Source organism: Microbacterium sp. SA156, from assembly GCF_049065455.1.
In the GTDB taxonomy this organism is placed as follows: Bacteria; Actinomycetota; Actinomycetes; order Actinomycetales; family Microbacteriaceae; genus Microbacterium; species Microbacterium barkeri.
In genome coordinates, this window is the sequence record NZ_JBAKGU010000009.1 from 1 (window position 1) to 12,097 (window position 12,097).

Consider the following 12,097-nt stretch of genomic DNA (forward strand, 5'->3'; position numbering starts at 1 on the left):
GCGGACGATCGACTCGAACGGCGCGTCGGTGACGGCGGCGTTCAACAACGGCGCGGGCACGTGGGACAACAACGGCGGGTCCGACTACGTCCTGTCGGGCACGACCGCTGCGGTCGCGAACGGCGCCGTGACGACGCAGAACCCCTGCGGCTGATCCGGATCGTCGCCGGTCACTGAGGAGCGGGCGAGGCGAGAGGGCGACCTGCGGGTCGCCGGGGCTCGCCTCGCCCGCTTCCGTCGGCGGGGCTCAGGCCGAGTCGATGAGCGCGGCGAGGCCGTCGAGTGTGCGAGCAAGGCCGAACTCCCACGCCCGATCCGCCGCCCAGGCAGACCCTTGCGCCTCTCCTGCCGCGGCTCCGATCCGGACGGCGCGGGGATAGCGCGCCGGGTCGAACGCGCGCGCGAGGATCGGCTGGTTGGCCGCCCACCATTCGCCGTCGCTCATCGCCGAATCCGTTGTGGCGCGCTGCGCGTCGTGCGCTGCGCGGCAGTGCGCCTGCACGAAGCCGAGCAGATAGGTCAGCGCCGCGTCGACGTCGGCATCCGCGAGTCCCGTCCCGTCGAACGCCGCGAGCTCGTGCTCGTACTTCGCCATCAGTCCGGGCCCGAGGGGCGGCCGGCTCAGAGCGGCGACCTCCGTCAGCCACGCGTGCTCGGTCAGCAGCTCGCGATTCGCCTCGGCGACCATCCCGAGCCGCGCCCGCCACGTCTCATCCGCCCAGGGGCGCCGGGGCATCCGGCCGTAGAGCGCGTCGACCATGAGGTCCAGCAGCTCCGGCTTGCCGGGGACATACGTGTAGACCGACATCGCCGACACTCCCACCCGCTCGGCCACGGCGCGGATGGTCACCGCGGCCAGGCCGCTCTCGTCGGCGAGCTCGAGCGCGGCATCGACGAGCTGGACCGCGGTGAGCGAGCGCGCGGGCCCCTTCCGCTGCGTGCGAGCGGGCTCGCCCCACAGCAGGGCGAGCGTGGCGCTGGGCTCGCCGGATCCGGTGCGGTTCGAGGACATGGGAATGATCCTGCCATGGACGGGGTTGTGCTCTGTGCGTCGTATACCGTACAGTGTACGACGTTCCGTTGAGGAGAAGGAGGACGCGATGACCCGCACGACCGCATCCGCAGCCGAGACCATCCGACCGACAGGAGGCCGTTCCATGCACATCACCGAATCCGCCCTCTCGCTCAATGTCCGCGACGTCGAGGCGTCCGCCGCCTGGGTGAAGCGGCATCTCGGCTTCTCCGAGACCATGTCCGCGGACGGGTTCTGCTCGCTCGCGCACCCCGAGGCGGGGTTCGCGCTCATCTACCTGCGCACCGGGCTCGGGACCTTCAGACCCGCCACGCAGGCACACGATGCCGGGGGACTGCTCGTGGTGTTCGTCGTTCCCGACATCGACGCGCAGTACGAGCGCCTGCGCGCCGAGGGTGTCGAGATCGTCACGCCGATCGAGACCGAGCCGTGGGGCGAGCGCTACTTCCAGATGGCCGACCCGAACGGCGTCGTGTACCAGCTCGTGCAGTGGATGACCCCCGAGGAGGAGCAGCAGTGACCGATCCCCGCATCCCCGACCCCTCCCAGCCCACGCCGACGACGCGACCGGAGCTGTCGAACGTCGTGTTCCTGCGGAGCGTCGTGACGTCCGAGCTCATCGAGGTCGGCGAGTACACGTACTACGACGACGAGGGAACCCGTCCGCCGTTCGAGGAGGCCAACGTCCGGTACCTCTACGGCCCCCAGCGCCTCGTCATCGGCCGCTTCACGGCGATCGCCCCGGGTGCGACGTTCCTCATGCCGGGCGGCAGCCATCCGATGGTCGGACCATCCACCTATCCGTTCACGATGTTCGGCGGGGCCTGGATGGAGAACACCCTCGACGCCTTCCTCGCGATCGAGCAGCGCGGCGACACGGTCGTCGGCAACGACGTGTGGATCGGCCGCGAGGCGACGATCCTCCCCGGCGTGACCATCGGCGACGGCGCGGTGATCGGCGCGCACAGCGTCGTCACGAAGGACGTCGCGCCGTACGAGGTCGTGGGCGGGAACCCCGCGCGGCGCATTCGCATGCGGTTCGACGAAGAGGATGTCCGCCGGCTCCTCGCGGTGCGCTGGTGGGACTGGCCGATCGAGCGCATCACCGAGCATGCCGCCGTGATCATGACCGGGACGCCGGCCGAGCTCGAGCGGCTCGTGTGACGCCCGGCCCGACCCGCGCCAGCGCGCGCGGGCCGGGCCCCGCCCGCTCCCGTCCGCGGTGCCGCTGTGCCCCGGCCATCCTGCCGCCGGGCCCCGGCCATCCGCCCCGGTACGATGTTGCGGATGAGTCCGACAGCCGTTCCCGCCTCCCTCTCGCTGTACCGCGAGATCCCCCGCGCCGAGTGGGCGCGGATGGCGGCGGGCATGGATCAGCCGCTCACCGAGACCGAGGTCGTCCAGCTGCGCGGGCTCGGCGACCGGCTCGACATCGCCGAGGTGCGAGACGTCCACCTGCCGCTGAGCCGCACACTCAGCATCTGGGCGAGCGGTGTGCGCCGGATCGGCGCGGAGGTGTCGACGTTCCTCCAGGAGGAGGACCCGACGACCCCGTTCGTCATCGGGGTCGCGGGGTCGGTCGCGGTCGGCAAGTCGACGGTCGCGCGCCTGCTCCGCGAGCTGATCAGCCGCTGGCCGGACACCCCGCGCGTCGAGCTCGTCACGACGGACGGCTTCCTCTATCCGAACGCCGAGCTCGAGCGGCGCGGGATCATGAGCCGCAAGGGCTTCCCCGAGTCGTACGACCGCCGTGCGCTCGTCGACTTCGTCACGCGCGTCAAGAGCGGTGCCGACGAGGTGCGCGCCCCGTTCTACTCGCACATGAAGTACGACATCATGCCCGACGCGCAGGTCGTCGTGCGGCGGCCCGACGTGCTCATCATCGAGGGGCTCAACGTCCTGCAGCCGCCGCCCACGCCGAACGACGTCGCGGTCAGCGACCTGTTCGACTTCTCGATCTACGTCGACGCCGACGCCGCGCACATCGAGGAGTGGTTCGTCAACCGCTTCCTCGCGCTGCGCGAGGGCGCGTTCTCGAACCCTTCGTCGTACTTCAACGTCTTCCAGCACCTCAGCGACGAGGAGGCCATCAGCACGGCCCGCGGCATCTGGAACGACATCAACCTGCCGAACCTGCTCGAGAACGTCGCGCCGACGAAGCACCGCGCGACGCTCGTGCTCAACAAGGGCGCCGACCACAACGTCGAGAGCGTGCTCCTGCGCAAGCTGTAGAAGCGGTCGGGGCGGCGTGGGCGCTCAGCCTGCGCGGCGCGGAAGGCGCCGCGGGGCGCGACGCCCGCCATGCGCGCCGTGCTCGCGGTCGATGCTCCCGTGCTCGTCGTGCGCCCGTAGCCGCGCCCGGGGCGGCGGCCTGCCGGGGTTCCCAGGATGGCGTCCCTAGGATTGAGCGCATGTGCGGAATCGTCGGATACGTCGGTCCTCGGGAAAGCCAGGACATCCTTCTCGCGGGTCTTGCTCGGCTCGAGTACCGGGGGTACGACTCCGCGGGCATCGCCGTGATCGACCGCGAGGGGTCGCTGGGGATGCGGAAGAAGGCGGGCAAGCTGGCGCGTCTGCGGGAGGCGCTGGATGAGGCTCCGCTGGGTGCGGGCACGACGGGGATCGGGCACACGCGGTGGGCCACGCACGGGGGCCCGACGGATCTGAACGCGCATCCGCATCTGGCGGATGAGGACCGGCTGGCGGTGATCCACAACGGCATCATCGAGAACTTCTCTGCGCTGAAGGCGGAGCTGGAGGCGGAGGGGTTCTCGTTCCGCAGCCAGACGGACACCGAGGTCGCGGCGGTGCTGCTGGGCCGGGAGTACCGGGCTGCGGGCGGGGACCTGGCTGCGGCGTTCCGGGCGGTGGTGTCGCGGCTGGAGGGTGCGTTCACGCTGCTGGCGATGCATGAGGATCACCCGGGCCTGGTCGTGGGTGCGCGGCGGAACTCGCCGCTGGTGATCGGTCTGGGCGAGGGGGAGAACTTCCTCGGGTCGGATGTGGCGGCGTTCGTGGAGCACACGCGTCGTGCGCTGGCGATCGGGCAGGATCAGATCGTGTCGATCACGCCGGAGGGCGTGTCGGTGACGGACTTCGACGGCGCGGTCGTGGAGGTCGAGCCGTTCGAGGTGTCGTGGGATGCGGCGGCTGCGGACAAGGGCGGCTGGTCGAGCTTCATGGCCAAGGAGGTCTCGGAGGAGCCCGAGGCGGTCGCGAACACGGTGCTGGGTCGGGTGCAGGACGGGCAGATCGTGATCCCCGAGCTGGATGGCCTGGACGGGCTGTTCCAGGGCGTGAGCCGGGTGATCGTGCTGGCGTGCGGGACGGCGTACTACGCGGGTCTGGTCGGGAAGTACGCGATCGAGCAGTGGGCGCGGATCCCGGTGGATGTGGAGCTCGCGCACGAGTTCCGGTACCGCGACCCGATCGTGGGGCCGGAGACGCTCGTGGTGTCGATCAGCCAGTCCGGCGAGACGATGGACACGCTGATGGCGGTGAAGGAGGCCGCGCGTCTGGGCGCGAAGACCCTGTCGATCTGCAACACGCAGGGTGCGACGATCCCGCGGGAGTCGGACGCGATCGTGTACACGCACGCGGGGCCGGAGGTCGCGGTGGCGTCGACGAAGGCGTTCGTGGCGCAGATCACGGCGCTGTACCTGCTCGCGCTGCACGTGGGGCGGGTGCGGGGCGCGCTGTCGGCGGAGGTCGCGGGTGCGGCGATCGCGGAGCTGGAGGCGCTGCCGGAGAAGATCCGGTGGATCCTGGAGAACGAGCAGGAGCGCATCGAGCAGCTCTCGCGGTGGATGTCGGACACGCGGTCGGTGCTGTTCCTCGGCCGTCACGTGGGGTACCCGATCGCGCTGGAGGGTGCGCTCAAGCTCAAGGAGCTGTCGTACATCCACGCGGAGGGGTTCGCCGCGGGCGAGCTCAAGCACGGCCCGATCGCGCTGATCGAGCCGGGTCAGCCGGTGTTCGTGATGGTGCCGTCGCCGCGTCAGGGCGCGACGCTGCACGCGAAGGTCATCTCGAACATCGAGGAGATCCGCGCCCGCGGCGCCCGCGTGATCGCGGTCGCGGAGGAGGGCGACGCGGCCGTGCTGCCCTTCGCCGACGAGGTGCTCCGGGTGCCGCTCGCCGCGCCGCTGTTCGAGCCCATCCTCGCCGTCGTGCCGCTGCACATCTTCGCGATGGGCCTCGCGACCGCGAAGGGCCTCGACGTCGACCAGCCCCGCAACCTCGCGAAGTCGGTCACAGTCGAGTAGGCGCGTCGGAGCGCGCAGCACGGGCACGGCGGAAGGGAGAAGGATGATCGTCGGCATCGGCGTCGACCTCGTCGACATCCCGCGGTTCGAGAGCACGATCATGCGCACGCCGCGCCTGCGCGACCGCCTGTTCACGGAGCACGAGCGCGGCCTGCCGCTGCGCTCGCTCGCCGCGCGCTACGCCGCGAAGGAGGCGCTCATCAAGGCCCTCGGCGGCTCGGACGGCGTGACGTGGACCGAGATCGAGGTCGCCCGGCTCGGCGAGCGCGAGGCGCCGCGCTTCGAGCTCACCGGCGCCACCGCGCAGACCGTCGCCGCACTCGGGATCACGGCGCTGCACCTCTCGCTGTCGCACGATGCGGGGCTCGCGATCGCCTACGTCACGGCCGAAGGGGAGGCGGGCCCTGCCGCGGTCGACGTCGTGAGCGCGGGCGTCGAATCGCCCCTCGACGAGGCGGACGGCGACGAGGCGGATGGCTCGGATGTCGCGGATGGCGCGGGCACGTCGACCGCAGGCGAGACGACCCCGTGAGCGGCGAGGAGCGCGCGCTGCGCGAGGCCGTCATCGATCGCGCGGCGATCGTGCACAACGTGCGGCATCTGCGCGAGGTGACGGGGACGCGCGAGTTCATCGCGGTCGTGAAGGCCGACGGCTACGGCCATGGCGCCGAGACCGCGGCGCGTGCGGCGCTCGAGGGAGGGGCGACGCGGCTCGGGGTCGCCGAGATCCCCGAGGCGCTCGCGCTGCGCGCCGCGGGCATCGACGCGCCCGTGCTCGCGTGGCTGCACGACCCGGTCGAGGACTTCGCCGCCGCGGTGGCCGCGCGGGTCGAGCTCGGCGTCTCGCGCATCCCGCAGCTCGCGGCGATCGCCGCCGCGGCGATCGGCGACGAGGTGCCGCGCGTGCACCTCAAGCTCGAGACCGGCCTCGGGCGCAACGGGCTCGCCCCCGCCGACTGGCCCGCCGCGTTCGCGGAGGCCGCGCGCCTCGCGCAGGCCGGCCGCATCGTCGTCGAGGGGGTCTTCAGCCACCTCTCCGGCACGAGCGAGGCCGACGACCTCGCGCAGGTGCGCGTCTTCGAGGGCGCGCTCGCGCAGGCCGAGGCGGCGGGGCTCTCGCCGCGCATCCGCCACATCGCGGCGACCGCCGCCGCCATCCGCCTGCCCGCCGCCCGCTTCGACGCCGTCCGCGTCGGCGTCGGCATCTACGGGCTCTCGCCGTTCGACGACGCGACGTCGGCCGACCTCGGGCTGCGGCCCGCGATGACCCTGCGCGGCCGGGTGGCGGCCGTGCGCCGCGTGCCGCCCGGCCAGGGCGTCTCATACGGGTACGTCCATCGCACGACGGGGGAGACGACGCTCGCCCTCGTGCCGCTCGGCTACGCCGACGGCATCCCGCGCCAGGCCTCGAACCGCGCGCCGGTCGTGATCGGCGGGCGCCGGATGCCCGTGGTCGGGCGGATCGCGATGGACCAGTTCGTCGTCGATGCGGGCGACCATCCGGTCGCCGTCGACGACGAGGCGATCCTCTTCGGCGACCCCGCTGCGGGGGCTCCCGCGGTCGAGGAGTGGGCGGACGCGGCGGGCACGATCAACTACGAGATCGTCACGCGCATCGGACCGCGCGTGGCACGGAGGGTGAAGGGATGATCCCCGACGAGCTGCTCGGCACGCACGACGTGCCCACGGCGACCGACATGGAGAACCTCGGCCGCCGCATCGGCGCGCACCTCGAGGCGGGCGACCTCGTCGTCCTGACCGGGCCGCTCGGCGCCGGCAAGACGACGCTCACGCGCGGCCTCGCCGATGCGCTCGGCGTGCGCGGGCCCATCCAGAGCCCGACCTTCGTCATCGCGCGCACGCACCCGTCCCTCGTCGGCGGGGCGCCGCTCGTCCACGCGGACGCCTACCGCCTCTCGTCGGCGCTCGAGCTCGACGACCTCGACATCGACGTCGACGGATCGGTCGTCGTCATGGAGTGGGGGCGCGACAAGATCGAGGGCCTGCGCGAGGTCTGGTGGGACGTCGAGATCACCCGCCCCGTGGGCGGACGCGGCTCCGACACGATGTGCGGCGATCTCTCGCGCGCCTCCGCGGAGCTCGACGCCGACGCGCCGCGCATCGTCGTGATCGAGAAGCGCACCGCCGCATGACCCGCGCCTCTCTCGGCGGCCAGCTCCTGCGCCGCCGCACGATCGGCATGCTCGTCGCCGAGGCCGGGCAGTCGAGCGAGGGATCCGCGACGCTGGGGCGCCACCTCTCGATGATCCAGCTCGCCATGATCTCCGTCGGCGCGACGCTCGGCACGGGCATCCTCGCTCTGCTGGCCGAGCAGATCCCGCATGCCGGTCCCGGCATCTGGATGAGCGTGCTGCTCGCGGCCGTCCCCGCTCTGCTCTCCGCCCTGTCGTACGCCGAGATGGCGGGCGCCGTGCCGGTGTCGGGCTCGAGCTACTCGTACGCGTACGTCACGCTCGGCGAGGGCGTCGCCTGGGTCGTGGGCTGGTGCCTCGTCCTCGAGTACGGCGTCTCGGTCGCCGCGGTCGCATCGGGCGCGGGGCAGTACGTCGACGAGACCCTCGCGATCTTCGGGCTCTCGCTGCCGGCCGCGATCGCCTCGGATCCGTCGGCCGAGGGCGGCGTGTTCAACCTCAGCGCGTTCCTCCTCGTGATCCTCGCGATGGTGCTGCTCCTGCGCGGCGTGCGCGAGGCCGCCTGGATCAACACCGTGCTCGTCGCGCTCAAGGTCGGCGTCCTGCTCTTCTTCTCCGCGGTCGCGTTCACCGCATTCCGCGTCGATCACTTCGACGGCATGTTCGACGCGTTCTTCCCGGGCGTGACGGGCGCCGCGGCCGTGCTGTTCTTCTCGTACATCGGGTTCGACGCGGCCTCGACCGCGGGCGAGGAGGCGCGAGACCCCGCGCGCGACCTGCCGCGCGCCATCCTGCTCGGGATGGGCCTCGTGACGGCCATCTACGTCGTCGTCGCGATCGCGGCGGTCGGCGCGCGCGAGGCGCCGTGGTTCCGCGACCACGGACTCGTGACGGTGCTCGCCGAGGTGACCGGCCAGCCCTGGTTCGGCGTCGTGTTCTCGATCGGCGCGCTCATCGCGTTCGCGAGCATCGTGCTGACCGTGCTGTACGGGCAGACGCGCATCCTCCTCACGATGTCGCGCGACGGGCTCGTGCCGCGCGTCTTCGGGCGCATCTCGCCGACGACCCGCACGCCCGTGGCCGGCACCCTCATCACGGGCGCCGTGATCGCCGTCGCTGCGGGCATCGTGCCCCTCGGCGAGCTCGCGAACGCGACGAGCATCGGGACGTTCGCGGCCTTCACGGTCGTCAACGTCGCCGTCATCGTCCTGCGATACCGCCGCCCCGACCTGCCGCGCACGTACCGCGTGCCGCTCTTCCCCGTCGTGCCCGTCCTCGGCGCCGTGACGTGCCTCGCGCTCATGACGCAGCTCTCGGGCGGCACCTGGATCGCGTTCGGCTGCTGGATGGCCGTCGGCATCGCGATCTACCTCGCCTACGGCCGGAGGCACTCGCGGATCGGGGCGCTCGACGAGCGCGCCTACCGTGCGGCGATCGCGGGCGAGGCGAGCGGCTTCCGCGCCGCGCCCCGCGCTGGCAGACTTCCGGGATGACGCTCACCCTCCGCGATATGGACCCCTCCCGGCTGCCCGCCTGGATCGACCGCAGCCGCGACGCGTATGCCGACGAGCTCATGGCGGCCGGGGAGGCGCCCGACGTCGCGCGGGAGAATGCGCAGAAGAGCGTCGAGCGCGCCTTCCCCGACGGGCAGCTCGTCGCCGGCCACCGCGTGTTCGACGTCGTCGAGGGCGACGAGGTCGTCGGGTGGCTGTGGATCGGGCCCGACCCGAGCCCGGATGACACCGCCTGGTGGGTGTGGGACATCCAGATCCACGAGGCGCACCGCGGTCGCGGGCTGGGCCGGGCCGCCATGCAGCTCGGGGAGGAGCACGCCCGCTCGCAGGGAGCGCGGTCGATCGGGCTCAACGTGTTCGGCTCGAACACCGCCGCCCGGCGTCTGTACGCGTCGCTCGGGTTCGAGATCAGCGCCATCCGGATGCACAAGACCCTCGACTGAGGGCGCGCGTTCCCGGCATTCCGTGACCGGCGGGAAACTACGCTGGAGAGCATGATCCTGGCCGTCGACACCTCCATCGGCTCGGGCGCGGCCGTCGTCGCGCCCGACGGCGAGATCCTCTCGGAGGCCGAGAGCGAGAACGCCCTCGGTCACGCCGAGGTGATCGGCACGCTCCTCGAGCGCGCGCTCGCCGACGCGGGCGTCGGGCCGGACCGCATCACGCATGTCGCCGCGGGAATGGGCCCGGGGCCCTTCACGGGCCTCCGCATCGGCATCGCCGCCGCGCGCGCCTTCGCCCTCGGCCGCGGTGTTCCCGTGCTCGGCATCGCGAGCCACGACGCGGTCGCCGCGGAGCTGACGATCGCCTTCCCGACCGGTGGATTCGCCGTCGCGACCGACGCGCGCCGCAGGGAGAACGCCATCTCGATCTACGGCGACCTCGACGGATGGGGTCTGCCGCGCCGCATCGCCGGACCCGAGCTGCGCCCGCGCGACGCCGACCTCTCCGCTGACCCGCTGCTCGCGCCGCTGCGCGACCGTGCCTGGCGGAGCGCGGTCGGCGAGCTCTGGGAGGACGACGCTCGCGCGAGCCTCGAGCGTGTGGGCGCTTCGGCCGAAGACCTCGACGGCGACCGGTTCGTGCTCGCCACGCGCATCCCGATCGGCGCGCTCGGCCGGCTCGCGGCCATCCGCCTCCGTGCGGGTGAGACGCGCGGCGTGACCGAGCCGCTCTATCTGCGCTCGCCCGACGTCACGGCGCCCGCGCCGCGGAAGCGGGTGGGCTCGTGAGCATCCGCGAGGCGACCGTCGCCGACCTCGACGCGATCATGGCGCTCGAGCGCAGCGCGTTCCCGACCGACGCCTGGAGCGAGGGCATGATGCGCGAGGAGCTCGCGTCGGAGCACGCGCACTACCTCGTGCTCGAGCAGGCGGGTCAGGTCGCGGGCTACGCCGGTCTGCGATCGCTCCCTGGGGCGAAGGACGCGGATGTCCAGACGATCGCCATCGCCGAGAGCGCGCGCGGCCGCGGGCAGGGCAGGGCGCTGCTGCGGCTCCTCCTCGAGGAGGCCGATCGCCGCCGCGTGCGCGAGGTGTTCCTCGAGGTCCGCGCCGACAACCCGGTCGCCCAGGCGCTCTATGTCAGCGAGGGGTTCGCCGAGCTCGGCCGGCGGCCGCGCTACTACCAGCCCGACGACGTCGACGCGATCGTCATGAAGCTCGACGTTCCCGCGTGGCGCGCCGCGCGCATCCCCGACCCGACCGACGCAGGAGCCTGCTCATGAACCGCGCCGAACCCCTCGTGCTCGGCATCGAGACGAGCTGCGACGAGACCGGCATCGGGATCGTCCGCGGACGCACCCTCCTGTCCAACACGATCGCGAGCAGCATGGACGAGCACGCGCGCTTCGGCGGCGTCGTGCCCGAGGTGGCCGCCCGCGCGCACCTCGAGGCGCTGCAGCCGGCGATCGAGCAGGCCGTCGCCGAGGCGGGCATCCGGCTCGCGGATCTCGACGCCGTCGCGGTCACGAGCGGGCCGGGCCTCGCGGGTGCGCTCATGGTGGGGGTCGGCGCCGCCAAGGCCCTCGCCGTGTCGCTCGGCAAGCCGCTCTACGCCGTGAACCACCTCGTCGGGCACATCGCGGCCGACATCCTCGCCGACGACAGCGAGCCGCTCGAGTACCCGACCGTCGCCCTGCTCGTCTCGGGCGGGCACACCTCGCTGCTGCTCGTCCGCGACCTCACGAGCGATGTCGAGCTGCTCGGCGAGACGGTCGACGACGCGGCGGGGGAGGCCTTCGACAAGGTCGCGCGCATCCTCGGACTGCCGTACCCCGGCGGGCCGGAGATCGACCGCGCTGCCGTCGGCGGCGATCCCGATGCCATCCGCTTCCCCCGGGGCCTCTCGCGCGCGAGCGACCGCGAGAAGCACCGCTGGGACTTCTCGTTCTCGGGCCTCAAGACCGCCGTCGCGCGGTGGACCGAGCAGCGCGAGGCCGAGGGCGAGGACATCCCGATGGCGGATGTCGCGGCGAGCTTCCGCGAGGCCGTCGTCGACGTGCTCGTGACGAAGGCACTGGATGCCTGCGCGGAGCATGACGTGCCGCGACTGCTTCTCGGCGGGGGCGTGATCGCGAACCGCCGTCTCCGCGAGGTCGCTCTCGCGCGCGCCGAGGCCGCGGGCGTGACCGTCCGGATCCCGCCGCTGCGGCTCTGCACCGACAACGGCGCGATGATCGCCGCGCTCGCCTCCGAGCTCATCCAGTCGGGCCACAAGCCCTCGACGCTCGCGTTCGGAGCGGACTCGACCCTGCCCGTCACCGACATCCAGGTCGCGCGCAGACCATGACCGAGCCGGAGGACGCGGCGCAGCTCGACGACGACGAGCTGCTGAACGCGGTGCCCTCCCGCTCCGACCGGCCGCGCCGCCGCGTCTCGCTCTCGAGCCCGTCGCTCGTGCTCGGCATGTTCGCGCTCACGATGTCGTGGTTCACGCCGTGGGTCGCGCCGCTCGCGCTCATCGCCGTCGTGCTCGCGGTCATCGCGCTCGTCCGCCGACATGCCGACCGGGCCCTCGCTTGGTGGGGATTCGGGTTCGGCGTCGTGGCGATCGCCTACTGCGGCGTCTGGGCGCTCTGGATCCTCGGCCAGCTCGGCGAGGCGCCCGTCATCGAGCTGCCGGCCGCGTAGC

At 72.5% G+C, this 12,097-nt stretch carries 14 protein-coding genes and 1 pseudogene; 14 read left to right on the plus strand and 1 reads right to left on the minus strand.

Features of this window, described 5'->3' with window-relative positions:
- Positions 1 to 28 precede the first annotated feature (28 nt).
- Complete coding sequence (locus ACOWU6_RS09795) at positions 29 to 154, plus strand: carbohydrate binding domain-containing protein (protein ID WP_421075649.1); 126 nt, start codon at positions 29 to 31, stop codon at positions 152 to 154.
- Positions 155 to 247: 93 nt separating this feature from the next.
- Here the strand turns inward: ACOWU6_RS09795 and ACOWU6_RS09800 are convergent, their stop codons facing one another.
- Positions 248 to 1,012 carry a TetR/AcrR family transcriptional regulator gene (locus ACOWU6_RS09800; protein ID WP_421075565.1) on the minus strand — a complete coding sequence of 255 codons (765 nt, stop codon included), beginning with the start codon at positions 1,010 to 1,012 and terminating at the stop codon, positions 248 to 250.
- Between the two features lie 88 nt (positions 1,013 to 1,100).
- Between ACOWU6_RS09800 and ACOWU6_RS09805 the strand changes: the two genes are divergently transcribed.
- From ACOWU6_RS09805 to ACOWU6_RS09865, 13 genes and pseudogenes are all read left to right on the plus strand, one after another.
- Positions 1,101 to 1,553 carry a VOC family protein gene (locus ACOWU6_RS09805; RefSeq protein ID WP_282978217.1) on the plus strand — a complete coding sequence of 151 codons (453 nt, stop codon included), beginning with the start codon at positions 1,101 to 1,103 and terminating at the stop codon, positions 1,551 to 1,553.
- Positions 1,550 to 2,197, plus strand: a complete 648-nt coding sequence (locus tag ACOWU6_RS09810; RefSeq protein ID WP_421075566.1) for a CatB-related O-acetyltransferase — start codon at positions 1,550 to 1,552, stop codon at positions 2,195 to 2,197. The genes ACOWU6_RS09805 and ACOWU6_RS09810 overlap by 4 nt, the downstream gene beginning before the upstream one ends.
- Positions 2,198 to 2,320: 123 nt before the next feature.
- Positions 2,321 to 3,265 (plus strand): type I pantothenate kinase, encoded by a 945-nt coding sequence (gene coaA, locus ACOWU6_RS09815; RefSeq protein WP_282978214.1) that lies wholly within the window; start codon positions 2,321 to 2,323, stop codon positions 3,263 to 3,265.
- Positions 3,266 to 3,444: 179 nt separating this feature from the next.
- The gene (gene glmS / locus ACOWU6_RS09820; RefSeq protein WP_324012181.1) at positions 3,445 to 5,298 is read left to right on the plus strand and encodes a glutamine--fructose-6-phosphate transaminase (isomerizing); all 1,854 of its coding nucleotides are present in this window, start codon (positions 3,445 to 3,447) and stop codon (positions 5,296 to 5,298) included.
- 43 nt (positions 5,299 to 5,341) lie between these two features.
- A pseudogene (locus ACOWU6_RS09825) lies at positions 5,342 to 5,695 on the plus strand (holo-ACP synthase); the annotation flags it as partial.
- A gap of 131 nt (positions 5,696 to 5,826) precedes the next feature.
- A complete protein-coding gene (gene alr, locus ACOWU6_RS09830) occupies positions 5,827 to 6,948 on the plus strand; it encodes an alanine racemase (protein WP_421075567.1) in 1,122 nt (373 codons plus the stop codon).
- Positions 6,945 to 7,451, plus strand: coding sequence for a tRNA (adenosine(37)-N6)-threonylcarbamoyltransferase complex ATPase subunit type 1 TsaE (gene tsaE / locus ACOWU6_RS09835; RefSeq protein WP_324012178.1), 507 nt, complete (start codon positions 6,945 to 6,947; stop codon positions 7,449 to 7,451). The genes alr and tsaE overlap by 4 nt, the downstream gene beginning before the upstream one ends.
- Positions 7,448 to 8,944, plus strand: coding sequence for an APC family permease (locus tag ACOWU6_RS09840; protein ID WP_271172342.1), 1,497 nt, complete (start codon positions 7,448 to 7,450; stop codon positions 8,942 to 8,944). The genes tsaE and ACOWU6_RS09840 overlap by 4 nt, the downstream gene beginning before the upstream one ends.
- A complete protein-coding gene (locus ACOWU6_RS09845; RefSeq protein WP_421075568.1) occupies positions 8,941 to 9,408 on the plus strand; it encodes a GNAT family N-acetyltransferase in 468 nt (155 codons plus the stop codon). Before ACOWU6_RS09840 ends, ACOWU6_RS09845 begins: the two co-directional genes overlap by 4 nt.
- A gap of 51 nt (positions 9,409 to 9,459) precedes the next feature.
- Positions 9,460 to 10,197: a tRNA (adenosine(37)-N6)-threonylcarbamoyltransferase complex dimerization subunit type 1 TsaB gene (gene tsaB / locus ACOWU6_RS09850; protein WP_421075569.1), complete on the plus strand. Its 738-nt coding sequence runs from the start codon at positions 9,460 to 9,462 to the stop codon at positions 10,195 to 10,197.
- Entirely contained in the window at positions 10,194 to 10,691 is a 498-nt protein-coding gene (rimI, locus tag ACOWU6_RS09855) for a ribosomal protein S18-alanine N-acetyltransferase (RefSeq protein ID WP_421075570.1), read from the plus strand. The genes tsaB and rimI overlap by 4 nt, the downstream gene beginning before the upstream one ends.
- On the plus strand, positions 10,688 to 11,755 hold the full coding sequence (gene tsaD / locus ACOWU6_RS09860; RefSeq protein WP_421075571.1) for a tRNA (adenosine(37)-N6)-threonylcarbamoyltransferase complex transferase subunit TsaD: 1,068 nt from the start codon (positions 10,688 to 10,690) through the stop codon (positions 11,753 to 11,755). Before rimI ends, tsaD begins: the two co-directional genes overlap by 4 nt.
- Positions 11,752 to 12,096, plus strand: coding sequence for a hypothetical protein (locus tag ACOWU6_RS09865; RefSeq protein ID WP_271172337.1), 345 nt, complete (start codon positions 11,752 to 11,754; stop codon positions 12,094 to 12,096). The genes tsaD and ACOWU6_RS09865 overlap by 4 nt, the downstream gene beginning before the upstream one ends.
- Position 12,097: the final 1 nt, after the last annotated feature.

What these genes read in the sequence shown, in the direction of transcription:
- ACOWU6_RS09800 (WP_421075565.1), bottom strand. Translation starts at nt 1,012, where the DNA reads ATGTCCTCGAACCGCACCGGATCCGGCGAGCCCAGCGCCACGCTCGCC.
- ACOWU6_RS09805 (WP_282978217.1), top strand. Translation starts at nt 1,101, where the DNA reads ATGACCCGCACGACCGCATCCGCAGCCGAGACCATCCGACCGACAGGA.
- coaA (WP_282978214.1), top strand. Translation starts at nt 2,321, where the DNA reads ATGAGTCCGACAGCCGTTCCCGCCTCCCTCTCGCTGTACCGCGAGATC.
- glmS (WP_324012181.1), top strand. Translation starts at nt 3,445, where the DNA reads ATGTGCGGAATCGTCGGATACGTCGGTCCTCGGGAAAGCCAGGACATC.
- tsaE (WP_324012178.1), top strand. Translation starts at nt 6,945, where the DNA reads ATGATCCCCGACGAGCTGCTCGGCACGCACGACGTGCCCACGGCGACC.
- ACOWU6_RS09840 (WP_271172342.1), top strand. Translation starts at nt 7,448, where the DNA reads ATGACCCGCGCCTCTCTCGGCGGCCAGCTCCTGCGCCGCCGCACGATC.
- ACOWU6_RS09845 (WP_421075568.1), top strand. Translation starts at nt 8,941, where the DNA reads ATGACGCTCACCCTCCGCGATATGGACCCCTCCCGGCTGCCCGCCTGG.
- tsaB (WP_421075569.1), top strand. Translation starts at nt 9,460, where the DNA reads ATGATCCTGGCCGTCGACACCTCCATCGGCTCGGGCGCGGCCGTCGTC.
- tsaD (WP_421075571.1), top strand. Translation starts at nt 10,688, where the DNA reads ATGAACCGCGCCGAACCCCTCGTGCTCGGCATCGAGACGAGCTGCGAC.
- ACOWU6_RS09865 (WP_271172337.1), top strand. Translation starts at nt 11,752, where the DNA reads ATGACCGAGCCGGAGGACGCGGCGCAGCTCGACGACGACGAGCTGCTG.